Consider the following 25,368-nt stretch of genomic DNA (forward strand, 5'->3'; position numbering starts at 1 on the left):
CAGGGCCCTCGCACGCAATGCACTGGCCGGGAACGGGCCATGCTCGCTCGTTGGCAGGCCACCGCAGTTCATTCGCGGCCTTCAGCGGCGCACAGCAATGCCGAAAGGGATTGGCGCCGCGCGTCTTTGACAACGGAAAAGGAGAGCGTCATGCCACTGAAGAAAGGCACATCGAAGGAAACGGTCTCGCACAACATCAAGACCGAGAAGAAAGCGGGCAAGTCGCAGAAGCAATCCGTCGCGATCGCGCTGAATCAGGCGCGCAAGTCCGGCGCAAAAATTCCCAAGAAGAGCGAGAAATAGCAGCGGTCGATGCGATCGCGGCGCGGGCGGATCGATCCGCCCGCGCCGGGCGCGAGCCCGATCGGCGGCGCTTTTTGCGCTGCTTTTTTTGCGCGTTTATTTACTAACCTTGCGCCGTTTTCGCGCGTCTTTCTCTTCAGCCGCTCAGCGGGCGCGCGCACAGCGTGAGCACACTCTTAACGCGGACGCTCCTCGTCATATTCCGGGCGCGCGCCGCGCGGCAGCCACGGTTCTTTACGCGTGCACCACAGTTCGTAGGCGGGCTCGAACAGCCCTGTTTCGTCGAACGCGCCCAGCGGCAGATCGATTTCGTCCCGGTCCGCGTACATCATGAACGCCACCGATCCGCACACGGGGCAGAAATGACGCCGTCCCTGTTCCGAGCTTTGCCACTCGCGTGTGCTGCCCGTCAAGGAGACCGCGCCGCAAGCGAATATCGCATACGAGCCGAACGCCGACCCATGCACCCGCCGACACGTCATGCAATGACACATTCCCACGCGTAGCGGCGAGCCCGTCGCCCTGAAAACCACTGCGCCGCACGCGCAGCCGCCTTCATAAACGTCCCGTTGATTCATCACGTTCTCCAGAGGTCGCTGGCTCATCGTTACGCACGGACCGTACCTGCATCGCGCAAGCCCATCGAAATCGCGGCAACCATTCCAGTCCAACGCCTATACTTCGGTCAATTGGGGGGCGCGTCGCCCGCTGGCGCGCCCGCCTTTCGTGCGGCCGTGTCTGTTACCGGCATCACAAACCCTATTTGATCGAGCACCATGAGCCACGGCATAGAAAGCGCCCGCCGGGCAGGCGTATTGCGTACCGACGATCTGAGAGACCGGCCGGCGCGCACGCCCGATCATGCAGCGGAAGTGCGCACGCTCGTCACCGTAGCGGGCGCGCAAACGGGACGCCGCGACACGTTGCTACAGGCGATCGCCGACGCTGCGCTCGCGTCATGCCGTGCGGGCAGCGCAGGCATCAGTCTGCTCGAAACCATGAGCGACGGTGAAGCGGTGTTTCGCTGGCGCGCGGTCGCGGGTGCGTGCGCCGGCTTCGAAGGCAGGACGACGGCGTGGGCCGAATGCCCATGTGGGATGACGCTCGAACTCGGGGCGCCGCAACTTTTCGTCGAGCCGCACGCGTACTTCAAGAGCCTGCGGGAAGCAGGCGCGAAGATCACGGAAGGCATCGTCACGCCTATCCCGACGCGCGGCGCCAGTGCGAAACAGTTAGGGGCAATCTGGGTCGCTTCACACGACGACCATCGTTTCGACCGCGAAGACGTGCGCCTGCTCGGCAATCTCGCCGTGCTTGCGGGCGCCGCGCTGACCTTGCTCGATGCACAACAGGCAGCCGAGGCGGAAGCCACCGCCGCGCAACAGGCGCGGCGCGCGCTCGAAGACGCAGCGCATCGGCGCGACGAATTCCTCGCGATGCTCGGTCATGAACTGCGCAACCCGATGGCGCCCATCGACAGCTCGATCGCCGCGCTCAAGCTGCTCTGTGCAGGCGAGGAACAGGCTACCGACGTGCTCGCCATCGCACACCGGCAGATGCGCCAGTTGCGCACGCTCGTCGACGATCTGCTCGACGCCGCGCGGCTGCGGCACGGCAAGCTTGCAATCAAATACAGCCGCACGTCGCTGAACGAGATCGTGTACGACGCGATCACGGCACTCAAGCATCACATCGACGCACGCAAGCATCGCCTCGTAATCGAAGGGCTTGACCAGCCCGTCTTTGTACGCGCCGATCATGTGCGGCTGAGCCAGGTAATCGGCAACCTGCTGTCGAACGCGGCCAAGTACACGCCCGCAGGCGGCACGCTGCAACTGCGCGTGCAGGCCGATAACCCAGACGACGACGCCGGTCCTGGCGGCATGCTGTCGATTGTGATCGAAGACAATGGCGTCGGCATGAGCCCCGAAGCGCTCGCCCATGTGTTCGAACTGTTCGCGCAGTCGCCATCCAGCATGCGCCGCTCGGAAGGCGGACTTGGCATCGGGCTCGCGGTCGCGAAGCGGCTCGTCGAACTGCATGACGGCACGATCGCACTCGACAGCCAGGGTGTCGGCAGAGGCACGATCGTGTCGCTGCGCCTGCCGATTCTCGATCGTGAGCCGCCCATCGCACCCGATGTATCGGGCACGATGGGCGCCGCGCCAAGCCGCATCCTGCTTGTCGACGACAACGCGGACGCGCTCGACGCACTGCACCTGCTGCTCGAACTGGAGGGCCATGAAGTGATGGTCGCGCGCAGCGGACGCGAAGCCGTGCAGGTCGCTGCAAAGCAGATGCCGGAGGTCGGCATCATCGATATCGGCATGCCGGAGATGGACGGCTTCGAAGTGGCGCGCACGATCCGCTCGAACAAGGCGCTCGCGCAGATGTTCCTGATCGCGCTAACCGGCTACTCATCCGAATCCGACAAGTCGCGCGCGCTCGCAGCCGGCTTCGACTATCACCTGACGAAGCCCGTATCGATGGAACGGCTCGCCGATGTGCTGTCGCATCGCGACGGCAGACACATCAGCGGTCTTGTCTGAAGTCCTCACGGTGCGGAAGGTGAGTTGTGGCCCGCTTTCCGGCGTCACTTTTGCTGAGTCCCGCAAACCCTCACCTATGATCGCGCAGCGCGCGTCACCGCAACTTTGACGCTCCCCGCAAACCGTTATCTATCAAGGGTTTGAGTCTTTCTTCGGTGCGCGTTCACGCCCCTCCCGGCTCACTCCCGAATCTTCTCACCTTTACGTCGCACGAACTGCGCGAAGCCGGCTTCGGTTCGCAGACCCAGGTAACACACCGTGACCCCGCGTGTGCCGACAATGCTCTCTCGCGGCATGCATTTCTGTTTGGCGGTCGTGCTAAATCTTTGATTTACCAGGGTTCAGCGTTTCGCCGATGATGCTCTTCATCAGCTGCGTTCAACTTCTGCCGGAGCACATCATGTCCATGCAAGCCCTCGTTCTCAACCAGTACAAAGGTCCGCTCGAACCGACGACCCTGCCCATCCCCGAGCCCGCGCGCGGCGAGGTGCTGGTGCGGATCAACGCAAGCGGCCTCAATCCGCTCGACACGAAGATCCGTGCAGGCAACGCCGCGCATGCGCGTCACCCGTTGCCGCTCGTGCTCGGCATCGATCTCGCGGGCGTGGTCGCGGCGCTCGGCGCCGACGTCACAGCCTTCAAGGTCGGCGACGAGGTATACGGGATGACGGGAGGCGTCGGCGGCGTTCAGGGATCGCTCGCGCAATACGCCGCCGTCGATGCGCAACTGCTCGCGCACAAGCCGTCCAATCTGTCGATGCGCGAAGCCGCCGCGCTGCCGCTCGCGTTCATCACGTCGTATGCGGGGATCGTCGACCGGGCGCGCCTGCAGGCCGGCCGGACCGTGCTCGTGCAAGGCGGCGCGGGCGGCGTCGGGCACGTGTCGGTTCAGCTTGCGCGCGCGCTCGGCGCGCAGGTGTTCGCGACAGCAAGCGCGCGCGATCGCGATGTCGTCGCGCGCTACGGCGCAACGCCGATCGACTATGCCGCAAGCTCCGTCGAACAATACGTGTCCGAACTGACCGCGGGCGAAGGATTCGATCTCGTCGTCGATACCGTCGGCGGCGCGACACTCGATGCGTCGTTCGCAGCCGTCAAGCATTTCGGCCATGTCGTAAGCGCGCTCGGCTGGGGCACGCACGCGCTCGCGCCGCTGTCGTTCCGCGAAGCGACGTATTCAGGTGTGTTCACGCTCCATCCACTGCTCACGGGCGAGCAGCGCGCACATCATGGCGAGATGCTTGCCGAGGCGACGCGCCTCGTCGAGCAAGGCAAGCTCACGCCGCATCTCGATCCGCGCCGCTTCGATCTGGCATCGGCGGAACGCGCGTACGACGCGATCACGGAGCGCACCGCGCGCGGGAAGATCGTCGTCGACGTCGATTGATGGAGTGTGTTCCGCGGCTCACACGTTCGCGAGCCGATCGATCACGAGATCGAGCAACGCGCGCAGGCGTGCAAGGCGCTTCAGGTCGCGATGATAGCCAAGCCATACGTCGCGGCCGGGCGGCGCTTCGCCCAGGTCGATGCGGCGCAGGCCCGGCGTGTTGTCGCCGAGGGGACACGGCAGCACCGCGAAGCCGCCGCCTTCCGCGCACATGCGCGCCTGGACGCCGCGGTTGTTGCTCGCATACGCGATGTGCGCGTTCGGCAGCATCTGCCTGATCCACGCGACGTCGGGCAACTCGCCGAATGCCGTATCCATGGTGATCAGCGACTGGCCTTTGCCATCACCGCGCACGGGCGCGACGAGATCGATGCGGCCATAGAGCGCGTAATCCATATGCATCAGCTTGCGCTGGATCACGTCGGGTTCGTCGAACGGCGTGATGCGAAACACCAGGTCGGCTTCGCGGCGCGCGAGGTTGTAGCGGCGCGAATCGGTGATCAGCTCGATCGACATCTGCGGATGACGCGCGAGGAACCCGGCGAACACGGGCGTCAACACGTGTATGCCGTACCAGTCCGACGACGAGACGCGCAGCCCGCCCGACAATTGCTGCTCGTTGCCGGCGAGCGCGCGCATGAACGCGTGCGCCTCTTCTTCCATGCGCTCGGCGTAGGTCAGTACCGCGTGGCCTTCGTCGGTGAGCACGAAGCCTTCGGCCGTGCGTTGAAAGAGCGTGTGGCCGATGGCTTCTTCCAGTGCGCGCAGACGCCGGCCCATGGTCGGCTGGGTCTGCCCGAGCTGGCGCGCAGCCGCGCCCAGCGTGCCGCAGCGCGCGACCGCGAGGAAGATTCGGACGTCGCTCCAGTCCAGTTTCGAATCGTTCATAGACGCCTTCAGCCGCAAGCAATGGATCGGGTTGCCTGCGATTATGAACGGCGTCGGTGCGGTTGCGGTGATTGACGCGCGAGGCCGTTTCGCACGGGTGGATCGCAAAGGTGAGGGATTTCGGGAGCCGGTTGTGCCTGCATCCGACACCCCGAAAAAGCTCACCTTTGATGAACGGGCGACCTGTTTCGGATGCGTGGCGAACTGCATACGCTCGGTTTTTTCGGCTTTTTCCCGGTGTTTTGGCTCTTGAGGTGATGTGTGGATTGCTGTCGATGTTCACCGAATCCAGCCTCCCGAAAAGCCTCACCATTCGTTGCGATGGGTCGTGCTCCCGACGATTCCACCAAAAGCCGCGATGAAGACGAACGATCTTGGCGCAATGCTGTTGCGCTCCAATGTTCGACGGAGCCTGCTGCTCGTCGCGTTGCAGTTTGTGGCCCATTTCACCGCGTACACATACATTGCACCGTTCCTGGAGCGAAACGCGTTATTTCCCGCGTCGTGGATCGCGCCAGTTCTGCTCGGCTTCGGCATTGTCGGCTTCGTGGCGAATTTCGCTGCTTCGGCGGTTGTCACTCTTCACCTGAGGTGTCACTGCTTGCATTGGGCGGTCTCATCATGCTGGCGCTGCTGACGTTGCCATTGCTACAAACCTCTCAGGCAGTCGTCATTGCCGCAGTGATGGTATGGGGTGCCGCATACGGCGCTATTCCGCTGTGCCTGAGCGTCTGGATGCAGATGAGTTCACCAGATCACCCTGAAGCGTGTTCGGCACTCTTCGTAACGACGGTTAAGGTGTCGATTGCATTCGGCTCGCTGGGGGGAGCGATAGTCGATCACATCGGAATTGCAGCCACAATGCGAGCGGGTGGATTGCTCGCGCTGCTGAGTCTCGCGGTAATCGTCACCTTCAGAACACGTGGCACGACCTTGAAGCAACTGCTCCAGCCGTAACGTGGCAACCTGGCGACTCGACGTAATCGAGACTGTCGCGACTCAACGTCTGCTTGCCTGCGCCTCTCCTGCTTATCTCGCCGAACGCGGCACGCCGTGGGACCCCGCCGAACTTCTCGATCACGAATGCCTGCAGTTCGTCAGTGCTGGACGGCCTGAACCGTGGAGCTTCGTCGGAGGCTCGATCGAGCTGCCGGGTTGTTTGAACGGACGATTGCGCATGGACAGCGCGGAAGCGCTCGTTGAAGCGGCGATACATGGCGTGGGCATCGTCCATCTGCCGACGTATCTGCTCGCGAGCGCAATCAGGGGCGGCCAGTTGACGCCGATACTCGAACGGTTCGCTCCGCGCGGTTCGCCGATTCGCGCGATCTACCCGACACGGCGACAGGTCGCGCCGAAAGTACGGATGTTCATCGATAGCCTGACGGCCGCGTGGCAACCGCTCCCACCGTGGGAGCGGGAACTGGCCGGTTCGCTCAGAACTTCACCTTGACCTGAAACCCGATTGTGAACGGCAGGTTATCCGAAGGGATGGGCGGAACCAGGATGAAGTTTGCGCCGACGCGCTTGTATTCGACCATCACGATAGGCGCCACGACAGGCCCAATCGTATGATTGTGGCCGAGGCCCCAGCTGCCGTAGTTATAGCCGGAGATAATGCCGCCAATCGCGGCGAGGCGGACGAAGCCCCAGTGGACGAACTCCGGCGCCCACACGGCGCCGCCATACCATGACGGACGACGCAACGAATTGCGAAAGCCGCCCGCCGTCAATGCCCATTGCCCATTGAGCCAGCATTCGACGCCAAGGCCCGGATTGAACTGCTCGAAGTCCGTGCCGGGGTCCGGGTCGATGTGATATGAGGCGAGCATCGCATCGACCCATACGCCGCCGCTGCACCAGTCGGCCGCGCGCGCCGCCGACGTCCCGATCAAACCGACGCCCGCTACCAGACCCGCCACGCATGCACGACGTATCTTGTTCTTGATCGTTGCAAACGGCATGTGCTCTCCGCAACCGGTCGCGCGCCGGCGTCTTCAATGTCGCGATTTGGTCGAATTGCTTTCCAGTCGCGCACTCTACCCCACAATTCCTACAGCTGATGTGGAGTGTGCGCTCGGAACGACAACGCGCGTGCAGACAGCAACGATAGCGGACGAACGAAGCCGGCCCGGTGAACGCGTCGTGCGCGCGTTCACCGTTTCGAACCGTTTCGATACAAATATTTTAGAGGCCCAGGTCCGACAGCCCTGGATGATCGTCGGGACGACGGCCGAGCGGCCAGCGATACAGGCGCTCTTCTTCGCGGATCGGCTTGTCGTTGATGCTCGCGTGGCGAAAGGCCATCAGACCGTTCTCGTCGAACTCCCAGTTCTCGTTGCCGTATGAACGGAACCAGTTGCCCGAATCGTCGTGCCATTCATAGGCGAAGCGCACCGCGATGCGGTTATCGGTGAAGGCCCACAGTTCCTTGATTAGCCGGTAGTCGAGTTCCCGCGCCCATTTGCGCGTGAGAAACGCGACGATTTCCGGGCGTCCCGAGAAGATCTCTGAACGATTGCGCCATTTGCTTTGCGGCGTGTAAGCGAGCGACACGCGCTCGGGCTCACGCGTATTCCACGCATCTTCCGCGGCGCGTACTTTCTGGATCGCTGTCTCTCGCGTGAAGGGCGGGACGGGAGGACGTCTTTCGATGTCGGCCATGATGTTTCCTCGTTGAACTGCGTCAGGTGGACGCTCGCCTGTTCGGCGAACGGGTGCTTGCACTTGCAGAATTTTCGGTCGTTGCGGGATCGAGCAGATGCGCGGCTGCGGCGCGCGCATCGAGCGCTGCATCGGCGTCGCCGCTAACGAGCGCCACGCCGATCGCCCCGTCGATCAGGATCAGCCATTGCCGCGACAGCCGCGCGGCGCGCCGGCTATCGCCGACCGTCGACGCGACGTGCGCATCGCACTGCGTCCGCACGAAATCGAGCAGACGCTCCTTGTGCTCGCGCGCGACGACGCGAATGGGATCGTCAGCCGACGCAATCTCGCCCGCTGCGTTGAGAAACGCGCAACCGTGAAAGTCTTCCGACATGAACCATTCACGCAATACGTCGAACATTGCCAGCAGACGCGCACGCGGATGCTTGCCGCGGCGCAGTGTGTTGTCGATGAACCATTGCATCCAGCGTTCGTCGCGCCGCTCGAGTGCAGCCGCCACCAACGCATCTTTCGATTCGAAATGCGTGTAGAAGCTTTTGCGCGCGGTGCCCGACTGCCGGACGATCGCATCAACGCCCGTCGCGTGGATGCCGCCCGCGTAGATCAGCGCTTCCGCGGCATCGAGCAGCCGCTCGCGCGCGCCGGCCGCAGCGTTTGACGTGTCATCAGAAGTAACCATCCGCGAAGGGTAGAACGATCATTCTCCTTCGTCAAGTTAATGCCAGCTTCGCGTCAAATGACGCGTTCGCGCTGCATGCATTATCGTGTCGGAAAACCGTTCAAAGGATGACTGTCATGAGCATCGCTTTTCGCTGCGTCGTGTCGGCGGTCGCACTTGCCGCGGCGCTGGGCGCGTGCACGCCGCTGCAGGTCGTCACGCACACGGTCACGCAAACCGAGGCGCGCGTGCCTGTCGGCGAGTACGAGCTCGACCCGCATCACACGAGCGTCACATTCGACGTCGATCACTTTAGGTATTCGCACTTCATGATGCGGTTCGATCGCGTGGCGGGACAGATCGACTGGAAGGAAGGCGGGCTCGACAAGAGCCAGGTGACCGTGACGATCGACGCGGCGAGCATCGACACGAACGTCGCGCAACTGGACAAGATGGTGAAGGGATCTGACATGCTCGAGGCCGAGCGCAATCCGCAGATCCGTTTCGTCAGCACGCGCTTCGAGCGCACGGGCGACGCGCGCGGCAAGCTGACGGGTGATCTGACGATACGCGGCGTGACGCAGCCGGTCACGCTCGATGTGACGTTCAATGGGTACGGCCGCGATCCGCTGACGAAAGCCGATACGCTCGGCTTTTCAGCGGACGGCCGGTTCAGCCGCTCGAAGTTCGGGCTGACGACGTGGTATCCCGCCGTAGGCGACGAGATCCACGTCGTCATTCAGACGGAGGCGGCGCGGCCTCCGGCGGGTTGAGCGCGTATTCGTCTGCTGCGCTTTCAGACGGTCCAGTCGAGAATCACTTTCCCGCTCTCGCCGGAAAGCATCGTGGCGAAGGCCTTTTCGTAATCGTCGACGGCGAAGCGATGCGTAAGTATCGGCGAGAGATCGAGGCCGCTTTGCAGCATCGCGACCATCTTGTACCAGGTCTCGAACATCTCGCGGCCATAAATGCCCTTGATTTCGAGGCCTTTGAAGATGACCTGCGTCCAGTCGATGGCCGTTTGCGCGGGCGGAATGCCGAGCAACGCGATCTTGCCGCCGTGGTTCATCGCTTCGAGCATCGACGTGAATGCGCTCGGCACGCCGGACATTTCGAGGCCGACGTCGAAGCCTTCCGTCATATGCAAATCGCTCATCACGTCGCGCAGCGATTCGCGCGCTACGTTCACCGCGCGCGTCGCACCCATCTTGCGCGCGAGCTCGAGCCGGTAATCGTTGACGTCGGTGATCACGACGTTGCGCGCGCCGACATGCTTCGCAATCGCCACGGCCATGATGCCGATGGGCCCCGCGCCCGTGATCAATACGTCTTCGCCGACCAGGTTGAACGACAGCGCGGTGTGCGCCGCGTTGCCGAAGGGATCGAAGATCGCGGCCAGATCGTCGGAAATTTCAGGCGGAATCTTGAACGCATTGAATGCGGGAATGACGAGATATTCGGCGAACGCGCCTTCGCGATTCACGCCGACGCCCACGGTGTTGCGGCACAAGTGGCGGCGTCCCGCGCGGCAATTGCGGCAGAAGCCGCACGTGATATGCCCTTCGCCCGACACGCGGTCGCCGATCGCGAAGCCGCGCACTTCCTGGCCCATTTCGACAATCTCGCCGACGTATTCATGACCGACATGCATCGGCACAGGAATCGTCTTTTGCGCCCAGTCGTCCCACTTCCAGATATGAATGTCCGTGCCGCAAATCGCGGTGCGCGTGATGCGGATCATCACGTCGTTGTGCCCCACTTCGGGCTTCTTCACGCGAGTCAACGTGAGGCCCGGTGCGCGTTCGAGTTTTGCCAGTGCTTTCATTAGTATCGATACCCTGTTTCAAATCACGCCAAGCGAACGGCCGACGCGCGCGAACGCGTCCACGGCGCGATCGATTTGTTCCGCCGTGTGCGCGGCGCTCATTTGCGTGCGGATGCGCGCGCGACCCTTCGGCACGACCGGGTACGAAAAGCCGATCACGTACACGCCTTCCTTCAGTAACGCATCGGCCATGCCCGATGCGAGTTGTGCGTCGCCAAACATCACGGGAATGATCGGATGTTCGCCGGGCACGAGCGTGAAGCCGTGCGCGCTCATTGCCTGACGGAAGTGCGCGCCGTTCGCGCGTACACGTTCGCGCAATTGCCGGCCTTCGTCGCTGGCAAGCAGTTCGAGCACTTTCAGCGATGCTGCAGCGATGCTCGGCGTGAGCGTGTTCGAAAACAGATAGGGACGCGAGCGCTGCCGCAGCAGATCGACGATCTCCTGACGCGCCGCGACATAGCCGCCCGATGCGCCGCCCAGCGCTTTACCCAGCGTGCCCGTGATGATGTCGACGCGATCCAGCACGCCGCAATGTTCGGGCGTGCCGCGTCCGTGTTCGCCGATAAAGCCGACAGCATGCGAATCGTCGACCATCACGAGCGCGCCGTAGCGGTCCGCGAGATCGCAGATGCCTGCGAGGTCCGCGATGATGCCGTCCATCGAAAAGACGCCGTCGGTTGCGATCAGCTTGAAACGCGCGCCCGCTGCATCGGCTTCGCGCAGCTTCGCTTCGAGATCGGCGAGATCATTGTTCTTGTAACGGTAGCGCTTCGCTTTCGACAGACGCACGCCGTCGATGATGCTCGCGTGGTTCAGTTCGTCGCTGATGATCGCGTCGTTCTCGTCGAGCAGCGTTTCGAACAGGCCGCCGTTCGCGTCGAAGCAGCTCGAATAGAGAATGCAATCGTCCGTTTTCAAAAACGCGGACAGCGCATGTTCGAGCTCCTTGTGCACCGTCTGCGTGCCGCAGATGAAGCGCACCGAGGCCATCCCGAAGCCGTCCTTGTCGAGCCCTTCTTTTGCTGCGGCGATCAGGCGCGTATCGTTCGCGAGGCCGAGATAGTTGTTCGCGCAGAAGTTCAGCACTTGCGCGCCGCTATCGAGCCGGATGTCCGACGATTGCTGACTCGCGATCACGCGTTCGGTCTTATGAAAGCCATCGGCGCGAATCTGGTCGAGCGTGTTGCGCAGATGCGCGAGGAAAGGGTCTCGCATGAAACGGCTCCTTGATTGGCCGGCTTTGCAGCGCACCATGGGATGCGGCGGCCTGTTATAGTCGGCGATCAGTTTTATCGGAAATTTTCGTTTTTTCGAACTAAAGTTCGGTATGTCGAACAACTCTAAACGATAGGTCTGGAAATGGCAAGTTCGGGAATGCGCAGAGGCGCATCAAACACGGCGGCTACGGCAGCACAGACGGTCGCCGCACCGCCGCGCGTCGGCGAGCAGATTCAACGATTGCGCAACGAACGCAAGATGACGCTCGATGATCTGTCGCGGGCTGCGGGCGTGTCGAAATCGATGCTGTCGGAAATCGAACGGGACAAGGCAAATCCGACGATAGCAGTCGCGTGGCGCCTGACGAACGCACTTGGCGTCAGTCTCGATTCGCTATTTACGCCGCAAAAGGCGCCGGAGCCGATTGCGGTGTCCGGCCCGCATGACATCCCGACGCTCAGTGGGCACGATGCGCGATATCAACTGCGCGTGTGGGGGCCGATCGAGCTCGCCGGCAAATTCGAATGGTATGAGTTGACCCTTCAGGCGGGTGGCGCATTGGTTTCGAGCGCGCATGAGCCGGGCACGCGCGAACATCTGACTGTTCTGCATGGCGTCGTCGATATCGAAGCGGCCGGAACGACCAAGCGCCTGAAAGTCGCTGACACGGCGCGCTACGTCGCCGACGAACCACACGCGATTCGCAACGCGGGGAAGGGCGAGGCGAAGGCCTTGCTGGTCGTGATCCACGGATAGTGTTACGAGAGAACTGATCTTCGGCAATGCCTGTTCCGTTGCAGTTGATACTGTATATTTGTACAGTATAGGCAGTCCGACGGAGCCGAAGAATGAATAAGCTGAACAACGAACAGCATCTGGCTGCGCTGCGCTTCAAGTCCGCGGCGCGCGACCTTGAACATATCGTCCGGCATATCGCAGGACGTTACATCGTGCAGCAAGTGCCGCTCACGTGGCGCCTATTGCACGCCATCGAAGCGGAAGCGCTCGCCGATCTGGGTTTTGCGAGCCGGCACGATCCGCTCATGCTCGGGCTGTTTCAACGACCCGACGATTTCCATTTTCCCGAGACCGACGATCCCGTTGACTTCGGGCAGTCGAATGCATTGCCGGCTGTGTTCGCATTCGCTGTTGCTGCTTATGACGAGGCGCGAAAGTCGAAGCCCAAGATAGGCTCGCAGCGCGCCATCACCAAAGGCGTCGGACGCGCATGGGGCGGGTAATCGATGTCCGGATGTGTTTGCCCGTGCGCGGGCTTACCGGACGGACACACGGGTGGCGGAAGTTTATGCGCGTAAAGTCTGCGCGGGTGTACTGCCTCGCGCTCTGCGAAGACCACGGCGCTTTGCCGAAACAACGTCAATCCCGGTCGTTCCCTAACGCTTGTCACAGCCAACCACTCGTCGTGTCGCCGATTACAATCATTTTCATGCAACTGACGGAAGGATAGACGATGACGTCCACCGATCCCATTCGCTCCTCCCCGAAGCAAGCACCTGAAAGCACTGACCTGTTCGATCGTGAACGTCAGGATTGGCTGCTCGATCCACGCACCGCATTCGATACCTGGCTCGCCAGCCAAAATTTTCGTAATTCGTCCGCGGACGTGTACCGGGCACAGTGGGGACTTTTCCTTGAATGGCTCGAACTCCGTCATAAGAATCTCATCACCGTCGATATGGCGTCGATCGGCGAGTTCGTTTCCGGCCTGTCTATCCGAAAGCCACAGCGTGCCAGGTATTTGCGCTTGATCGAGCGTGTACTCGATCACGTGCGAGAGATCGAATTGGCGTCCACCAACCCCGCGCGTTTCATCGCTCAGGATGGCGAAGCAGAATGGCGCAACGCACGTGACAACGAGCCAACCGGATTTCTCGCGATTGCCGAACGCACGGCGCTGATCACGCATCTTTTTTCGCCCGTTACGCATCTGTCGCCAGCGCAGCGCTGGCGCGAACGTCGCGATCGCGCATTGATTGCTGCCTTTCTTGGCGGCGGCATCAAAACAGGCGAGGCGCGATCGCTCGGGGTTAGTTGCATGACACCGGGCTCGCCGTGGGTGGTGATTGAGGCGTCAAATCCGCTATTCACTCGACGCACACGCCTTGCGCCGTTCGCGGTGTCGATCATTGACGCGTGGCTCGAAGAGCGAAAGCAAGCTGGACTGCCTGGCGACCTGGTCTTTCCGGCCTCGCCATCCGGACGTCCGATGCACAAGGCGACCATGCTGAGAGCCGTTGACGCGCTTGTCGAGGCGTCGGGAATCAGCCAGTCTCGAGAAGCACGCGCAAGCCCTCATACGTTACGCAACACTTTCGCGGCTGATCTGTTCGAAAGTGGGGTGGGACCGGAGGTTGTCGGCCAGTGGCTCGGATTTGCGCAGGCCGTTTCCGCAAACCGACTACATCGCGCATGGAAAGCCTGGAATGAACAGGAGAAATTCGACGAGGAGAAACAGTTCGCGGGAATATCCGCGTTTCCCGCCACGCCCGGCGCCACGCAGGACGACGATCCGAACGGCCCCGAAAATCCTCACCATTAACTTCCCGAAAACGCTCACCTTAACGCTCTTGGGCGCTTTCGAAAAATCGAAAGCGGTCTCCAGTCAGGACACGGCGGAAGTTTGCGCCATCGACATGAACCGCGTCACGGCCGTCAAGCGCGAGCTGCCCGTTCCTGACGAATGCTCACATTCAGGACACAGCAGTTCATAACGGTGACCGACCTGCGAGAGTTCGGGCTCACCTTCAGCGCACTTCGGGCAACGTGCGGGAACAGTAACGTGGCCGTCGATCGCGGTGCCGATCGTTTCGAGTTCCTCGGCGCTAAGTCTTCCGGTGTTCGCCAACTGGCACAACAAGTCGGCGACAGCGGGATCGATACCTTGCTGAGCGCGCAACGCCGCCATCTGGCGCGTCAACAGATCGAGTTCGTCCGACTGCTCACGCAACTGGGCATCGAGGCGGTCGCCACGCGCTTTCGCAGCGGCCAGTTGCTGGATGAAATCAAACTCCTTTTTGCTCGCATCGCGCACGCCAGCCTGATATGTGGCCGCCATCGCGCGTAACGAGTCGAGTTCCACGAGCATCGGCTTGACGCGCCGTTCTGCTTCGGCGACCGCGTCCTTGATCTGTTGCGCGTAGTGCTCGGTGTTATGGCGCATTTCGCTCTGCAATGTGTCGAGCCGGTCACGCAGCCCTGCATTCGTCGATTGCTCGCTATCGAGACGTTTATGCAAAGACTCTTTTTCAGCTTCAAGTCGCCTGACAGACGCCTTTAGCGCTTCCTGGTGAGCCGACTCGCTGGTATTAGACGAAGCAAGCTGCGTCTCAAGAAGGCGCACGCGCTCCCAAGCCGCATCGGCGCGCGCTTCGCTGCGCTGGATGGCTTCTTCGGAAACTTCTTTTCGAATCCTGCCCTCATGAGAGTCACGCTCGGCCGCGGCGACCAGCGCTTGCAGCTCCCGTCGCTCTTCGTCGAGCGAGGCCTTTGCCTGTACCAGCGCCTCTTCGAACAACGCACCGAGTAGCTCGCCCGCACGCTCCTCAAGGGCTTTCGGAATCACACCTGCGCCAACACGTACGCGCGACGCCGACCGGATGCGTTCCCAGAAGCTATCTATGTCCTTTGGGATGTCGCTCGCGCTGCCCGTTTGCGTTAATTCACGCACAGCAGCCATCGACGGGCGAATACCGAGGTCGAAGAACAGGCGCTTGCAGGCATGGAGCGACAAATCCTGACGACGCGCACCGGACGCGCGCATCGTATCGAGTTCTTTTCGGATGGCCTGGCGTTCTTCGTCCAGATTCATGTTGACCTCAGTATGGCGGTAATTCGACGAATCATAACAATTTACGTAGCGTTTGCTACGATTTTTGCTGCACTTGGGTCTTTCTCACCACGGATGACCTTTTTGCGCTGAATTCGGCGCGACGAATTGAATCGTGCCCGTACGAACGTGAAACAAATCGAAGAATACTCTCTAACCCGTTGTTATAGAACCCTTTTCCATTCGACACTGTCGTTGTGGCACTGTTTCACGGGCGGTTGTACATGGGCTAGGTTGGGAGATGCGTTGTCGAAGAACTCGCGGGGGCGCGTTGAGAGTAATAAAAGTAAACACCTTGAACCCCAGTTAAAAACGTTAACGCCAGCGGAAACGCTTACTGGACAAGGCTGAGCGGCCGATCGGGTGAAGGTTTACGGGACAGGTGGTGAGAGTTCCCGGGATCTCACAGTGATGGGGTTCGGGGATCGAGGTGAGCCACGTCGGGAGGGTTCGTGAGTGGCTTCAGGACCAGCCGGAATAGTCGCCGGCGACACAGGTGAGCATTTTCGGGATGTGCAGTCGAGGAGTTCCCTGTAAACGTTGAGTACGGACCCTTTCACTCCGACATATGCCCGGTGAGCGGATTCAGGATGCAGAATTGGCAGCCGCTTCGGCTCGTTTTGAGGGCGTCCGAGCCGTTTGGTGAGCTTCCGCGGGAAGAAAAAGCACGGAGAGGTGAGATTATTCGGGGCCGGCGTGGCTTTTGTGGGGTATTTGTCGACGCGCGGACCGTCAAGGTGAGCCTTTTCGGGAGTGCTTCAACTGCTCGTTTGCTATCGAAACCCCAGTTTGGGACGTACAAGTCGGGAAGGTGAGCGGATTCGGGAGCGCGCTTTTTACGCATATCTTGGGCCAGTCGCGTCGGGCCAAGGCTTAAAGGTGAGCCTTTACAGGACGTCGCTACTGCCGATGTTGACCTTAAGGTGAGGCGATACGGGCGCAACGACGCGACTGTCAGGCCCGAGAGGCCGTATTTGCGGGATCCGGGATACAAAACGGCAATTTGACGAATCCGACAAAGGTGAGGCTTTTCGGGGGCGTCGCGGATCGGCGCTACGAATGCCATTTCGCTCTCTCATTCGAAAAGGGTGAGAGTATTCGGGAGCGCGCCGCGTGTCATTTTTTCTGAAGGCGCATGCCAATTCTGACTAAGTGACTGAATTTATGGGATTTTCTCGGGTAGACTTGGCGAAGGTGAGATTCTGCGGGATAGAGTCCGCGCGCCAAAGCCTGGTTCGGCTGCGGTCGTATCAGACGCAATAGGTGAGCGTTTTCGGGACCGTTTTGGCACTGATGCCTCGTGCGCCAGGCCGGAAGTCCTCGCGGAGTCCTGTTGTCACGCCCGTAAAGGTGAGGGTTTTCGGGACTTCGTCCAGCAGATGCCGGTGCCGATGCGCGAGATGGATGGATGACGGGCAGGCGGCCGCGCCGACGTGCTTTTGCTGAAGGTGACGGTGCACGTTTCATGCGACGCACCTCATTTGAAGCCGAGGTCGTGACCCACGTCATTGCTGAGCGCATAGGCTCGACCCGGCATCCACGAGCCCGCTTACCGTGACCGACTTCGAGTCCGTCGCATATTCGCGACGTCCAGAAAGGTGAGTCCTTACGGGACGCCGTTAACGGCGATTGCGGGCACGATTTCTCCCCTGTCCGAGCGAGTGCCGCGACCACCAAAGCTGTGGCGCAATGGGCCCAGGCCTCTCAGGTGAGGCTTTTCGGGAGCATCTCCTGGTGAGTCAGCTATCGTAAACAGATTTCACCCCGAGTAGGTGAGAAAGGCGCTATAGACGCGTATCACCGCAGCCGGTATGCTTTCGCAAAATCTCTTCCTGACTCGACGCATGGCCACGAAGCGCGCGAAAAAAACCGATGTGGTGAGCCCAAGCTCCGCCGAATTGCGCAAAGCCGTCGAGGCGATCGCCATTCAGCCCAAGAGCGGCAAGATCACGCTTCTCACCCGCAAGCTATTCAACGTCTTGCTCGCGGTCGCGCAGCAGGCGGACGAATCGGGCGACACCTATCGCGCGCTACTTTCGGACATCGTCGCCAACTCTGCGTTCGATTCGAATGACACCGCGCTCGTCAAGGAACACCTGCGTCGCATGGTTTCCGTGCAGGTCGAATGGAGTCAGGGCACGTCGAGCCAGAAGCCTGGCCGCAAATGGGGTATTTCGACGCTGATCGCCGACGCCGAAATTCTCGAAGATCCGACAACACGTCGCGTCTGGGTCGAATTCTCGTTCGCGCCAAAAATCAAAAAGAAACTGCTCGATCCGGTGCAATACGCGCGGTTGAGCCTGCAGTTCCAAAGCCAGTTGCGCAGCAGCGCAGGACTCGCGTTGTACGAGATCTGCGTGCGCTACCTGACGAATCCGAGCCATCTGACAATGCGCGAAGCGTGGGAATGGTGGCGGCCAATCCTCTCGGGTACGCCCGACACGGAAGCAGGCGACGAGGCGAAGCGCGAGTACAAATATTTCAAGCGCGACTATCTGCGTCCCGCGATCGCTGAAGTCAACGCTGTCACGAATATCTTCGTCGAACTGATCGAGCATCGCGAAGGTCGTCGCGTCGCTGAAATCCAGTTTCGCGTGACCGAGCGCAAGCAGCCGATGCTCGCGCTCGACGAGCATCCGAACGTCTTCGATAGCACGCTCGTCGACCGGATGGTCAAGATCGGCATCCCGCTCAAGGAAGCGCAGACGCTTTACGCCGATAGCGAGGAAAACCGTATCCGTGCCGCTCTGCAGATGACGGAGCAGCGTATGCGCAGTACGACGTTGCCACCAGTGCGCAGCGCACCCGCATTGTTCAAGGACGCATTGAAGAAGGGTTATGCGCCGCCCGTGGACGCGTTGCCGTCAACCCCCGCTGGCAAAGGTGCAGCGACGGCGCCCGCCGATGATCTGAAGGCTCGCCTGCTCGGCGAGTACATGGCATATCGGCGCAAGGAGGCCCAGGCGCTTTACGAGGAACAGGGAGAGGGGGAGCGCGAACTCGCACGCAACTCGTTCGAGGAAGACGAATTGCCGGGCCTCGGCGCTCATCTGCGAGACGATTGGCGTCGACGTGGCTTGGAGTCCAAGTTGACCGAAACAGCGTTCTTCGACTGGCTCGCGCGCAAGACCTGGGGCGAGCCGACGGATGGCGATCTGCTCGCGTTCACTTTGAGTCAGTCGCGAGCCGCCTGAATGTGACGTCGTGCGTTTGATGTAGTGCGCCGCTGTTGGCGCACCTTTTCCCTAGCGGTGTTTTACTGCTCCGATAACATCTGCTCGATCTGCCGAAGTATTTCGTCGCGCTTTTCGCGCGATAATCCCCGCAACTTCAGTTCAAGTCGATCGTCTCCATACGACTTCAGATCGCCGACGGAAACACCACCCAGCTTGATATCGAGCCGCTGCGCGTAACGCTGACGTCCCGTCGGCTTTGCGCTGTCCTGCGCGGTCGCCCTTCCCTTGACGATGTCCGCGACCTGACGCGTGCTCAGATCGTCGGAGAGAATCTTGTTGATCAGGCGAAGCGTCGCATCGGTTCCGCGGGCCGTGTGGTATCGGCCGACCTGATACGCCATGTTCGAGCCGAATCGATCTGGCCGCGCCACCATTTCCTGCATCACCGTTTCCGGCAGTTTCGCAATCGACAGCGCGACTGCGATGGTCGACTCGTCCAGACCGAGATGGTCAGCGAGTTCCTTCTGGCTTTGGAAGTGTCGCTCGTCCAGAAAGCGGCGCCATACGATGGCGTTGTCGAACACCGTCTGCGAGTCGCGCTGGACATTGAGATCGTAACCGAGCTTATAGCTCTGAATCCCGATAGGCAGATCGATGACGATCGCCTTCACCGTTTCCTTGTTCGCCTCCTTCAACGCGCGGACGCGCCGACCACCATCGCTGACGAAGTAGCTACCCGGATTGTCGTAATCGGGAATAACGTGGATGGCCTGCTGCTGCCCTTGCTTCGCGAGGTTGACGGCAAGTTCTGCTATCGACGACTTCAAATAGAAGTATCGCGGATTAAAAGGACTTGGCTTGATCGCCTTCAGTGGGAGCTCAATGATCTGGCCAGGACGGTAGCCATGCTCAGCTCGCCAAGCGCGATATTCGCTCGACTCGTTCGCTGAATCGATCGAGTCCGATTCGTTCGGGAGTGTCGACGGGACAGGGGGGGGCTTGAATGCGGCGACGTTGGCAGCCTTGGGCGCGCTCTGCACGAGCCCGTCGATCGCGTTGAGCCGATCGAGCGCCGTGCGCTTTTCGCTACTGGTCGTATCGGGGCGTGCCTGGAAGCCTTTGGCGAATTGGGACGGTTTCATTCAAGTACCTTTATGCGCATAAATTCAGGGTAGCAGGGCAGCGATCTCATCGGCACATGCGCGGATCTCGAGGCTGGCGAGTTTGGCGCCCCGGTCGTTCATCTGCAATACGGTTTGGCCGAGGGCCATCGCCTGTTTGTAGGCCTCGCGTGTCGGAATCTGGGTACGCAGAAGCGGGAAGCCGAGTTCTTCCAACGCACGCTTCAACTCTCGCGTGAGCATTCGCTTCTCTTCCGTCTTGTTTAGCAAAAAGACCGCGCGCAGGTCTTCATTCATGACTTGTGCCTGCTGGACGAGTTTGACGAGTCCTACGCTCGACCAATAGTCCGCCGGGGACGAAGACGTCGGAATAACCGCAACCGTTGCCGCTAGAAGGACTACGCCGGAAACTTTCTCAGTAATGGAGGGAGGACAGTCGACAACGATCAGATCGTAGTCGGCGACGAATTTCTTGATTTCGCGATGAATCTGCGCGCCTGCCTCAGAGAGGTTGACTACGGGAAACGGAATGCCGGACTCACTATCTGAAGACGCGCTAGCCCAGTGGATGAGGGTGTTTTGCCCGTCAGCGTCGACTACAAGCACGCGCTTGCCTCTTTCGTGAAAGGCTGCGCCGAGGTGCATCGCAATTGTGCTCTTACCGACCCCGCCCTTTTGCTGTGTAACCGCGATGATTTCTGCTGCCAATGTTCACCTCCTCTTTTTGGACGCCGCTGAATTTTACCTTGTCGATTTTTTAGTTCAAACGTTTTTGTTTATTTCCAACAGATATAGGACGTTTGGCAGAGGTTTATGCGCATAAAGCAAGCGTGAGGACATCGTCTGCGGAGGGAGAGCGATGGAAAGGACTTCGACGAACGGGGAATGGGACTCGAAGCAGTCGGGCGGAATACGGAGCGCATATTCAACAGCGCTCGGACGGCTACATCGGCGTTTATAAACGCCATCCCGGTTTATGCGCATAAAGATCCCAAAGCGCTTGGCACGTCGGCCAGCGCTTAGCAACGCTTCGTCGACGGAAACCGTACGAACGTTATGCGCATAAACTGGGAGGGACATGCAAGAAGAAGCGGCGAGCAACCGTTAAAATCCACTACCCTACTGTCGCGCATGCTAAACCTGCCATGATCACGATCTATCACAACCCACGCTGCTCAAAATCACGCGGCACCTGCGAACTTATCAACGACGTCTACAACCAATCGTGCGAGCCCGTCGAGGTCATTGAGTATCTTCGTACGCCGTTGTCTGTCGATCAGTTGAAGGAACTGAACCGGATGCTCGGCTGTCCCGTACGCGACATGATGCGAGATTCGGAGCACATGTACGCGGAATTGGGGCTTGCTGACATGTCCCTGACTGACGATCAGTTATACGAAGCAATGGCCGCGCATCCGGTCTTGCTCCAACGTCCGATCGTCGTGCGCAACGGACGTGCTGTCATCGGCCGACCTCCAGAGAACGTCAAATCCCTGTTTTCCGAAATGGCAAAGTAGCACGCGACGGACGGCGTCCAGTCGCGCTCGGGTATACCACGCTCGACTACACCTTCGTGCCGAGAACAGCTTCCTTTGGGACGATCTTCGTTGGAATGATGTGAAGCTCGGAGAAGATGTCGGCGATCTTCTGCTGTTCCGCAAGCACTTCCGCATCGATAGGCTTATAGGTGTGCGCATAGTGCCGCAGGCCTGCTTCGATCACGCTAGCGTCGAGCCCCTGGATCGGCGCAAGTTGGGTTGCTGCGTCGGCGTAGTTAGCGCGCACCCAGGCGCCTTCCTTTCCCACCTCTTCGACGACGGCATCGATCAGCTCAGCATTTTGCTGCGCAAATGTGCGTGCGCTAAGAAAGAACTGGTGATGGCTGACGATGCCGGCACCGTCAATCAAGAGTCTTGCGTTCGGTTGGCGCTTGGCGGCCTCGAGAAACGGGTCCCATATTGCCCATGCATCAATTGCGCCGCGCTCGAATGCCGCGCGCGCGTCTGCGGGCGGCAGAAAAACAGGCTGAATGTCGGTGTACTTCACGCCCGCTTTCTGAAGCGCTGCCACCATAAACCAGTGGACATCCGAGCCCTTGTTGAACGCCACCCGTTTGCCTTTCAGGTCGGTCACCGAACGGATCGGTCCGTCCCGGTGGACGAGGATGCCCTCGGCATGCGGCGTGGGAATCTCGTAAGCGGTGTACACGAAGCTGGCTCCAGCGGCTTGGGCAATCACGGGTGGCGCTTCACCGACGTAGCCGAAATCGATTGAACCGACGTTGAGGCCTTCGAGCAGTTGTGGGCCGGCGGGGAATTCCGTCCATTTCACGCCGACACCTAGCGGTGCGAAGCGTTTCTCCAGCGTCCCATGCGCTTTGAGCAGCACAAGTGTGCTGGCGGCTTTCTGATAGCCAATGCGAATTTCCTTCGCGCGATTGTCCGCGACAGAGGGAAACGCGGTTGATGCGAGGAGTGCGCCGGCTCCGGTGAGAAAAGCGCGTCGTGTGAACGTCGAGTGTCGAGGCATGTCGGGATTCGCTGTGGCAATACGGCCGCAAGTGGGCCAACTGCGCTCAACGATAAGCCGCGGGGGACCTTGTGCGAACCGATAAATTTGCATAAGCAAATCAGCGTGTCGCAGTGATCGGCGCGCGGCAGCAATTGACGCATCACTGACGCTTTTGCCGATTCCCGACCTCCTACACTCTCAGACATCGATGGCCCGTGTCGGGCATAAAGCTAAACCCAATCGATCACAGGAGATTCGACATGCTGGAACTCAGACCGTCATGTGAGGGGTGCGGCAAAACTTTGCCGCCTAACGCGAACGATGCAATGATCTGCAGCTTCGAATGCACGTTTTGCGAGGTGTGCGCACTGACCACGCTGCGCAACGTGTGTCCGAATTGTGGCGGCAATTTTCAGCATCGCCCGATTCGTCCGGCGGCCATGTTGGCGAAACATCCAGCAACGCCCGATCGGCATCCCGTACGGGTGGACGAAGCTGCGCACGACGCATTCTTCGCTCGATATCGAGACACGCCACCATCACAGCGTTAAACCGCCGCTTGCGCGCGGATCACTTGACCAGCTCATCGGTTGTCGACTGCGGTGGCATTACTGCCAGCGCGCGGCAACGCGTTCGATTCTGCGGGCGGCGAGCGCGGACAAAAAGCAGCCATTCACCGCGCTCATACCCGCTCCAGGGTCATCTACATTTTCCGCCGCCATCGATACCGCTGCCCGTCCGCCAAACCTGCTTTCCCCGTTCGGAGAGTTCGCCGCTGCTGTGTGCTTCGTCGGCCTGCGTGCCTTCGACGGCCATTTCACCCCCAGGCTGTTCCAGCGAGCGTGGCTTGTGCTGCTTGCGTGCCGCGAACGCCTCATCGTGCGACTTGCCGGAATGGTCCAAGCTCATGATCTGATCCCCTGCTGGAGTCTCTAAAAATATTTTCCGCGCACACGGCGCGCCCGGGCGGCCCTCAATGGTCTGAAGAATTGCTTTTCCACAAGGTTCGAAACGCACCGGCGACATCGATCGCGGCGCTTCTCATTTGTCGCGCGTGATGGTCTCCCGATAGCGCGCTTGATTGATAAGGCAAAGATTCCACCTGTCCACAGGGTTATCCAGAAAATCTGTGGATAACTTTGGCATCTGTCGATTTATCCACCGGCTGTAACGAAAATGCCATATCAAAGGTGTGAAAGCCGCGAGCGCGGACCTCGCATCGGCCGCTATGATGGACAGGCCGCATCCCCTTTTTCGCGCGTCCCGCGCTAACCACAGAAGGAAGACATGGCCTATCACATCGCAGTGATCGTCGGCAGCTTGCGCCGCGACTCGACCAACCGCCAACTGGCAAAGGCGTTGATCTCACTCGCGCCTGCCGATTTCACGTTCGAGTTCCCCGACATCGGCGCACTGCCGCTTTATAGCCAGGACTACGACGACGACTTTCCGGAAGTCGCGCGCACCTTCAAGCAGCGGATCCAGGCTGCCAACGCGTTGCTGTTCGTCACACCCGAGTACAACCGGTCGATGCCCGGCGTGTTGAAAAACGCGCTCGACTGGGGCTCACGCCCTTGGGGGCACAACGCATGGAGCGGCAAACCGGGCGCGGTGATCGGCACGTCGCCGGGCGCGACGGGCACTGCGCTGTCGCAACAGCACTTGCGCAACGTGTTGGCCTATCTCGACGTGCCGACGCTCGGTCAGCCGGAGATGTTCATCAAACATGCGGCCGGCCAGATCGACGAGAACGGCAAGATTGCGAATGACGACACCCGCAAATTTCTGCAGAAGTTCGTCGATCGCTATGCCGATTGGGTAAAGAAGCACGTCGCCTAAGACATGCTTCGATACGCACGAGCGCGGCACCCCGACCCGGGCGCCGCGCTCAGTACAAGGACGGCCTACGAGTGATGATGTCCCGTCACCCGGTCCCAGCCATGCCGCACGGCGGCCTTGAACCGCTCCCAGCTACCCACGGGCCTGTCGCGTTCCCAATCCTCCCGCGCCTGCGGCTCGACCTCGTCCCATGGCCGGTCCCGATAGCGGATCTCGCGCGCCATCGACGCGCCGTAGTGATACGCAGGCACGTACTCGTCGAATCGCAACCCTTCGTGCGAGTACTCCGCGTCGTAGTGAGTGCGGAAGTCCTCCTCGTACTCGAGAAATTCATCAGGCACCTGTTGCGGCATCGCGCGTGCCGGGGCGCCCGTGTCGGGCGTCATCACGGCACCTGATCCAGCGATGCCAGCCGACGCGATCGCCGCTGCCGCCGGCGTGTCGCCCGGGGGCGTCACGGGCCGCGTGCCGGTGGGCGGCGCATCGTCGCGATACTCGCCCGGGAGCGGCTCGCTATCCGCTGGTGCGGCCTCGCGTTCCGGCATTGGCGGTCGCGGCTGCATCACCGCGCCGGCGCCTGGTGCGCTCGCGGCTGCAAGCGCATGCGCCGACGCATCGTCGCCGGGCGGGATGCCATGCAGCGCGTCCGGGCGCGCACGCCTGCGCGCTTCTTCCTCGGCGCGCAGCGCATCGCTCGACGGCTGCGCGGCCGTCGGCACCGCGGCGCGCGGCGTGCGTAGGCCGAGTTCATCGGCGACGGAGTGCTCACGGCGCGCCTGCTCGACATCCGCGCGCGCGTGACTCATGCGTGTGTCGTCGGCGGGCAATTCGCCTTCTGGCATGCGCTCGCTTACTTCAATCGCCCCGAGCTTGACGAGCGAATTGCGCGCAAGCTCCGCATGCGGCTCGCTCTCGGCGTTCACGGCGACGAGAACCGCGCCGCGCCGCACGGCTGCCGTGTAACGCTCGGCTTCGGGCGCGTTCGTGCCGGATGTCTCGAACAGGCTGGACAGGAATCGCTCGATATTGGCGATCACGCCAGGCCGGTGAGCGGCGGCTGCGCCGGCGGGCGTTTCGGGGTTCGCCTGCAACTCGATGTCGGTTGACGAGAAGCCGGTCTGCACGAGCATGTTGCGCGCGCTTTCAGCCTGCGCGTAGGTGTCGAATAGACCAATTATGGTGTGTCGCATGTCTGTCTCCGTCGGCTTTCGGGCGAACGCGTGGCGCGAAACCGCGTCATGCGTCCCGGTGACGGGAATTGCGCAACCTTCATGCCGGGTTGCGGCGGCCAGCGCTAGCGCGGTCGATCGTTGCCAAATGACACGCGACGTTGCGCGCGGCGTCGGGCGGAGAAGCGCGCCCGCCCGACGGCGCGC

Annotated in this window: 27 protein-coding genes; 14 read left to right on the forward strand and 13 right to left on the reverse strand. The window is 61.0% G+C overall.

What is annotated here, in order from left to right:
* Nucleotides 1–150 precede the first annotated feature (150 nt).
* Nucleotides 151–303 carry a hypothetical protein gene (locus J8I87_RS21835; RefSeq protein WP_209933958.1) on the forward strand — a complete coding sequence of 51 codons (153 nt, stop codon included), beginning with the start codon at nucleotides 151–153 and terminating at the stop codon, nucleotides 301–303.
* Nucleotides 304–479: 176 nt separating this feature from the next.
* Here the strand turns inward: J8I87_RS21835 and J8I87_RS21840 are convergent, their stop codons facing one another.
* Nucleotides 480–881 (reverse strand): GFA family protein, encoded by a 402-nt coding sequence (locus J8I87_RS21840; protein ID WP_209933959.1) that lies wholly within the window; start codon nucleotides 879–881, stop codon nucleotides 480–482.
* Nucleotides 882–1,079: 198 nt separating this feature from the next.
* Here J8I87_RS21840 and J8I87_RS21845 point away from each other — a divergent pair, with 198 nt between their 5' ends.
* On the forward strand, nucleotides 1,080–2,852 hold the full coding sequence (locus tag J8I87_RS21845; protein ID WP_209933960.1) for an ATP-binding protein: 1,773 nt from the start codon (nucleotides 1,080–1,082) through the stop codon (nucleotides 2,850–2,852).
* Between the two features lie 400 nt (nucleotides 2,853–3,252).
* Complete coding sequence (locus J8I87_RS21850; RefSeq protein ID WP_209933961.1) at nucleotides 3,253–4,239, forward strand: zinc-dependent alcohol dehydrogenase family protein; 987 nt, start codon at nucleotides 3,253–3,255, stop codon at nucleotides 4,237–4,239.
* An 18-nt stretch (nucleotides 4,240–4,257) separates the two neighbouring features.
* Here J8I87_RS21850 and J8I87_RS21855 read toward each other — a convergent pair whose 3' ends face one another.
* The gene (locus tag J8I87_RS21855) at nucleotides 4,258–5,127 is read right to left on the reverse strand and encodes a LysR family transcriptional regulator (RefSeq protein WP_209933963.1); all 870 of its coding nucleotides are present in this window, start codon (nucleotides 5,125–5,127) and stop codon (nucleotides 4,258–4,260) included.
* Between the two features lie 358 nt (nucleotides 5,128–5,485).
* Here J8I87_RS21855 and J8I87_RS21860 point away from each other — a divergent pair, with 358 nt between their 5' ends.
* From J8I87_RS21860 to J8I87_RS21870, 3 genes are read left to right on the forward strand one after another with little or no spacing between them, the layout of a single operon-like run.
* Nucleotides 5,486–5,764, forward strand: coding sequence for an MFS transporter (locus J8I87_RS21860; protein WP_209933964.1), 279 nt, complete (start codon nucleotides 5,486–5,488; stop codon nucleotides 5,762–5,764).
* The gene (locus J8I87_RS21865) at nucleotides 5,749–6,084 is read left to right on the forward strand and encodes an MFS transporter (RefSeq protein WP_209933965.1); all 336 of its coding nucleotides are present in this window, start codon (nucleotides 5,749–5,751) and stop codon (nucleotides 6,082–6,084) included. Before J8I87_RS21860 ends, J8I87_RS21865 begins: the two co-directional genes overlap by 16 nt.
* Nucleotide 6,085: 1 nt before the next feature.
* A complete protein-coding gene (locus J8I87_RS21870; protein ID WP_209933966.1) occupies nucleotides 6,086–6,580 on the forward strand; it encodes a substrate binding domain-containing protein in 495 nt (164 codons plus the stop codon).
* On the opposite strand, the gene J8I87_RS21875 is transcribed toward J8I87_RS21870, so the two are convergent.
* The 3 genes from J8I87_RS21875 to J8I87_RS21885 form a co-directional block, all read right to left on the reverse strand.
* Entirely contained in the window at nucleotides 6,564–7,091 is a 528-nt protein-coding gene (locus J8I87_RS21875; RefSeq protein ID WP_209933967.1) for a hypothetical protein, read from the reverse strand. The genes J8I87_RS21870 and J8I87_RS21875 overlap by 17 nt on opposite strands.
* Nucleotides 7,092–7,314: 223 nt before the next feature.
* Entirely contained in the window at nucleotides 7,315–7,791 is a 477-nt protein-coding gene (locus J8I87_RS21880; protein WP_209933968.1) for a nuclear transport factor 2 family protein, read from the reverse strand.
* A 22-nt stretch (nucleotides 7,792–7,813) separates the two neighbouring features.
* Nucleotides 7,814–8,473, reverse strand: a complete 660-nt coding sequence (locus J8I87_RS21885; RefSeq protein ID WP_209933970.1) for a TetR/AcrR family transcriptional regulator — start codon at nucleotides 8,471–8,473, stop codon at nucleotides 7,814–7,816.
* A gap of 116 nt (nucleotides 8,474–8,589) precedes the next feature.
* Between J8I87_RS21885 and J8I87_RS21890 the strand changes: the two genes are divergently transcribed.
* The gene (locus J8I87_RS21890) at nucleotides 8,590–9,225 is read left to right on the forward strand and encodes a YceI family protein (RefSeq protein WP_209933971.1); all 636 of its coding nucleotides are present in this window, start codon (nucleotides 8,590–8,592) and stop codon (nucleotides 9,223–9,225) included.
* A gap of 23 nt (nucleotides 9,226–9,248) precedes the next feature.
* Here the strand turns inward: J8I87_RS21890 and tdh are convergent, their stop codons facing one another.
* Nucleotides 9,249–10,277, reverse strand: a complete 1,029-nt coding sequence (gene tdh, locus J8I87_RS21895) for an L-threonine 3-dehydrogenase (RefSeq protein WP_209933972.1) — start codon at nucleotides 10,275–10,277, stop codon at nucleotides 9,249–9,251.
* Between the two features lie 18 nt (nucleotides 10,278–10,295).
* Nucleotides 10,296–11,495: a glycine C-acetyltransferase gene (locus tag J8I87_RS21900; protein WP_209933973.1), complete on the reverse strand. Its 1,200-nt coding sequence runs from the start codon at nucleotides 11,493–11,495 to the stop codon at nucleotides 10,296–10,298.
* A 144-nt stretch (nucleotides 11,496–11,639) separates the two neighbouring features.
* On the opposite strand from J8I87_RS21900, the gene J8I87_RS21905 reads away from it, so the two are divergent.
* From J8I87_RS21905 to J8I87_RS21915, 3 genes are all read left to right on the forward strand, one after another.
* Entirely contained in the window at nucleotides 11,640–12,254 is a 615-nt protein-coding gene (locus J8I87_RS21905) for a helix-turn-helix domain-containing protein (protein ID WP_209933974.1), read from the forward strand.
* A 92-nt stretch (nucleotides 12,255–12,346) separates the two neighbouring features.
* Nucleotides 12,347–12,739 (forward strand): DUF2471 family protein, encoded by a 393-nt coding sequence (locus J8I87_RS21910; RefSeq protein ID WP_245254068.1) that lies wholly within the window; start codon nucleotides 12,347–12,349, stop codon nucleotides 12,737–12,739.
* 230 nt (nucleotides 12,740–12,969) lie between these two features.
* Nucleotides 12,970–14,058, forward strand: coding sequence for a tyrosine-type recombinase/integrase (locus J8I87_RS21915; RefSeq protein WP_209933975.1), 1,089 nt, complete (start codon nucleotides 12,970–12,972; stop codon nucleotides 14,056–14,058).
* Between the two features lie 63 nt (nucleotides 14,059–14,121).
* Here the strand turns inward: J8I87_RS21915 and J8I87_RS21920 are convergent, their stop codons facing one another.
* Complete coding sequence (locus J8I87_RS21920) at nucleotides 14,122–15,327, reverse strand: DNA-binding protein (RefSeq protein WP_209933977.1); 1,206 nt, start codon at nucleotides 15,325–15,327, stop codon at nucleotides 14,122–14,124.
* A 1,862-nt stretch (nucleotides 15,328–17,189) separates the two neighbouring features.
* Between J8I87_RS21920 and J8I87_RS21925 the strand changes: the two genes are divergently transcribed.
* Nucleotides 17,190–18,539: a replication initiation protein gene (locus J8I87_RS21925; RefSeq protein WP_209933978.1), complete on the forward strand. Its 1,350-nt coding sequence runs from the start codon at nucleotides 17,190–17,192 to the stop codon at nucleotides 18,537–18,539.
* Nucleotides 18,540–18,601: 62 nt separating this feature from the next.
* Here the strand turns inward: J8I87_RS21925 and J8I87_RS21930 are convergent, their stop codons facing one another.
* Entirely contained in the window at nucleotides 18,602–19,663 is a 1,062-nt protein-coding gene (locus J8I87_RS21930) for a ParB/RepB/Spo0J family partition protein (protein WP_209933979.1), read from the reverse strand.
* 24 nt (nucleotides 19,664–19,687) lie between these two features.
* Nucleotides 19,688–20,350, reverse strand: a complete 663-nt coding sequence (gene parA, locus J8I87_RS21935) for a ParA family partition ATPase (RefSeq protein ID WP_209933980.1) — start codon at nucleotides 20,348–20,350, stop codon at nucleotides 19,688–19,690.
* Between the two features lie 437 nt (nucleotides 20,351–20,787).
* Between parA and arsC the strand changes: the two genes are divergently transcribed.
* Nucleotides 20,788–21,159 carry an arsenate reductase (glutaredoxin) gene (gene arsC / locus J8I87_RS21940; protein ID WP_209933981.1) on the forward strand — a complete coding sequence of 124 codons (372 nt, stop codon included), beginning with the start codon at nucleotides 20,788–20,790 and terminating at the stop codon, nucleotides 21,157–21,159.
* A gap of 46 nt (nucleotides 21,160–21,205) precedes the next feature.
* Here arsC and J8I87_RS21945 read toward each other — a convergent pair whose 3' ends face one another.
* A complete protein-coding gene (locus J8I87_RS21945) occupies nucleotides 21,206–22,171 on the reverse strand; it encodes a sulfonate ABC transporter substrate-binding protein (protein ID WP_209933982.1) in 966 nt (321 codons plus the stop codon).
* A gap of 242 nt (nucleotides 22,172–22,413) precedes the next feature.
* Between J8I87_RS21945 and J8I87_RS21950 the strand changes: the two genes are divergently transcribed.
* Nucleotides 22,414–22,704 (forward strand): DUF1272 domain-containing protein, encoded by a 291-nt coding sequence (locus J8I87_RS21950; protein ID WP_209933984.1) that lies wholly within the window; start codon nucleotides 22,414–22,416, stop codon nucleotides 22,702–22,704.
* A gap of 148 nt (nucleotides 22,705–22,852) precedes the next feature.
* Here the strand turns inward: J8I87_RS21950 and J8I87_RS21955 are convergent, their stop codons facing one another.
* Nucleotides 22,853–23,062, reverse strand: coding sequence for a hypothetical protein (locus tag J8I87_RS21955; RefSeq protein WP_209934071.1), 210 nt, complete (start codon nucleotides 23,060–23,062; stop codon nucleotides 22,853–22,855).
* A 378-nt stretch (nucleotides 23,063–23,440) separates the two neighbouring features.
* Between J8I87_RS21955 and J8I87_RS21960 the strand changes: the two genes are divergently transcribed.
* A complete protein-coding gene (locus J8I87_RS21960) occupies nucleotides 23,441–23,992 on the forward strand; it encodes an NADPH-dependent FMN reductase (protein ID WP_209933985.1) in 552 nt (183 codons plus the stop codon).
* Between the two features lie 65 nt (nucleotides 23,993–24,057).
* Here J8I87_RS21960 and J8I87_RS21965 read toward each other — a convergent pair whose 3' ends face one another.
* Nucleotides 24,058–25,182, reverse strand: a complete 1,125-nt coding sequence (locus J8I87_RS21965; RefSeq protein ID WP_209933986.1) for a hypothetical protein — start codon at nucleotides 25,180–25,182, stop codon at nucleotides 24,058–24,060.
* Nucleotides 25,183–25,368 lie beyond the last annotated feature (186 nt).

Origin of the sequence: Paraburkholderia sp. LEh10 (genome assembly GCF_017814945.1) — a bacterium.
Taxonomy (GTDB): domain Bacteria; phylum Pseudomonadota; class Gammaproteobacteria; order Burkholderiales; family Burkholderiaceae; genus Paraburkholderia.

What these genes read in the sequence shown, in the direction of transcription:
- J8I87_RS21850 (WP_209933961.1), top strand. Translation starts at nt 3,253, where the DNA reads ATGTCCATGCAAGCCCTCGTTCTCAACCAGTACAAAGGTCCGCTCGAA.
- J8I87_RS21855 (WP_209933963.1), bottom strand. Translation starts at nt 5,127, where the DNA reads ATGAACGATTCGAAACTGGACTGGAGCGACGTCCGAATCTTCCTCGCG.
- J8I87_RS21925 (WP_209933978.1), top strand. Translation starts at nt 17,190, where the DNA reads ATGGCCACGAAGCGCGCGAAAAAAACCGATGTGGTGAGCCCAAGCTCC.
- J8I87_RS21840 (WP_209933959.1), bottom strand. Translation starts at nt 881, where the DNA reads ATGAATCAACGGGACGTTTATGAAGGCGGCTGCGCGTGCGGCGCAGTG.
- J8I87_RS21955 (WP_209934071.1), bottom strand. Translation starts at nt 23,062, where the DNA reads ATGAGCTTGGACCATTCCGGCAAGTCGCACGATGAGGCGTTCGCGGCA.
- J8I87_RS21845 (WP_209933960.1), top strand. Translation starts at nt 1,080, where the DNA reads ATGAGCCACGGCATAGAAAGCGCCCGCCGGGCAGGCGTATTGCGTACC.
- J8I87_RS21965 (WP_209933986.1), bottom strand. Translation starts at nt 25,182, where the DNA reads ATGCGACACACCATAATTGGTCTATTCGACACCTACGCGCAGGCTGAA.
- J8I87_RS21950 (WP_209933984.1), top strand. Translation starts at nt 22,414, where the DNA reads ATGCTGGAACTCAGACCGTCATGTGAGGGGTGCGGCAAAACTTTGCCG.
- J8I87_RS21920 (WP_209933977.1), bottom strand. Translation starts at nt 15,327, where the DNA reads ATGAATCTGGACGAAGAACGCCAGGCCATCCGAAAAGAACTCGATACG.
- J8I87_RS21900 (WP_209933973.1), bottom strand. Translation starts at nt 11,495, where the DNA reads ATGCGAGACCCTTTCCTCGCGCATCTGCGCAACACGCTCGACCAGATT.
- J8I87_RS21835 (WP_209933958.1), top strand. Translation starts at nt 151, where the DNA reads ATGCCACTGAAGAAAGGCACATCGAAGGAAACGGTCTCGCACAACATC.
- J8I87_RS21930 (WP_209933979.1), bottom strand. Translation starts at nt 19,663, where the DNA reads ATGAAACCGTCCCAATTCGCCAAAGGCTTCCAGGCACGCCCCGATACG.
- arsC (WP_209933981.1), top strand. Translation starts at nt 20,788, where the DNA reads ATGATCACGATCTATCACAACCCACGCTGCTCAAAATCACGCGGCACC.
- J8I87_RS21945 (WP_209933982.1), bottom strand. Translation starts at nt 22,171, where the DNA reads ATGCCTCGACACTCGACGTTCACACGACGCGCTTTTCTCACCGGAGCC.
- J8I87_RS21875 (WP_209933967.1), bottom strand. Translation starts at nt 7,091, where the DNA reads ATGCCGTTTGCAACGATCAAGAACAAGATACGTCGTGCATGCGTGGCG.
- J8I87_RS21915 (WP_209933975.1), top strand. Translation starts at nt 12,970, where the DNA reads ATGACGTCCACCGATCCCATTCGCTCCTCCCCGAAGCAAGCACCTGAA.
- J8I87_RS21885 (WP_209933970.1), bottom strand. Translation starts at nt 8,473, where the DNA reads ATGGTTACTTCTGATGACACGTCAAACGCTGCGGCCGGCGCGCGCGAG.
- J8I87_RS21910 (WP_245254068.1), top strand. Translation starts at nt 12,347, where the DNA reads ATGAATAAGCTGAACAACGAACAGCATCTGGCTGCGCTGCGCTTCAAG.
- J8I87_RS21890 (WP_209933971.1), top strand. Translation starts at nt 8,590, where the DNA reads ATGAGCATCGCTTTTCGCTGCGTCGTGTCGGCGGTCGCACTTGCCGCG.
- J8I87_RS21905 (WP_209933974.1), top strand. Translation starts at nt 11,640, where the DNA reads ATGGCAAGTTCGGGAATGCGCAGAGGCGCATCAAACACGGCGGCTACG.
- J8I87_RS21880 (WP_209933968.1), bottom strand. Translation starts at nt 7,791, where the DNA reads ATGGCCGACATCGAAAGACGTCCTCCCGTCCCGCCCTTCACGCGAGAG.
- J8I87_RS21960 (WP_209933985.1), top strand. Translation starts at nt 23,441, where the DNA reads ATGGCCTATCACATCGCAGTGATCGTCGGCAGCTTGCGCCGCGACTCG.
- J8I87_RS21865 (WP_209933965.1), top strand. Translation starts at nt 5,749, where the DNA reads ATGCTGGCGCTGCTGACGTTGCCATTGCTACAAACCTCTCAGGCAGTC.
- J8I87_RS21860 (WP_209933964.1), top strand. Translation starts at nt 5,486, where the DNA reads ATGAAGACGAACGATCTTGGCGCAATGCTGTTGCGCTCCAATGTTCGA.
- tdh (WP_209933972.1), bottom strand. Translation starts at nt 10,277, where the DNA reads ATGAAAGCACTGGCAAAACTCGAACGCGCACCGGGCCTCACGTTGACT.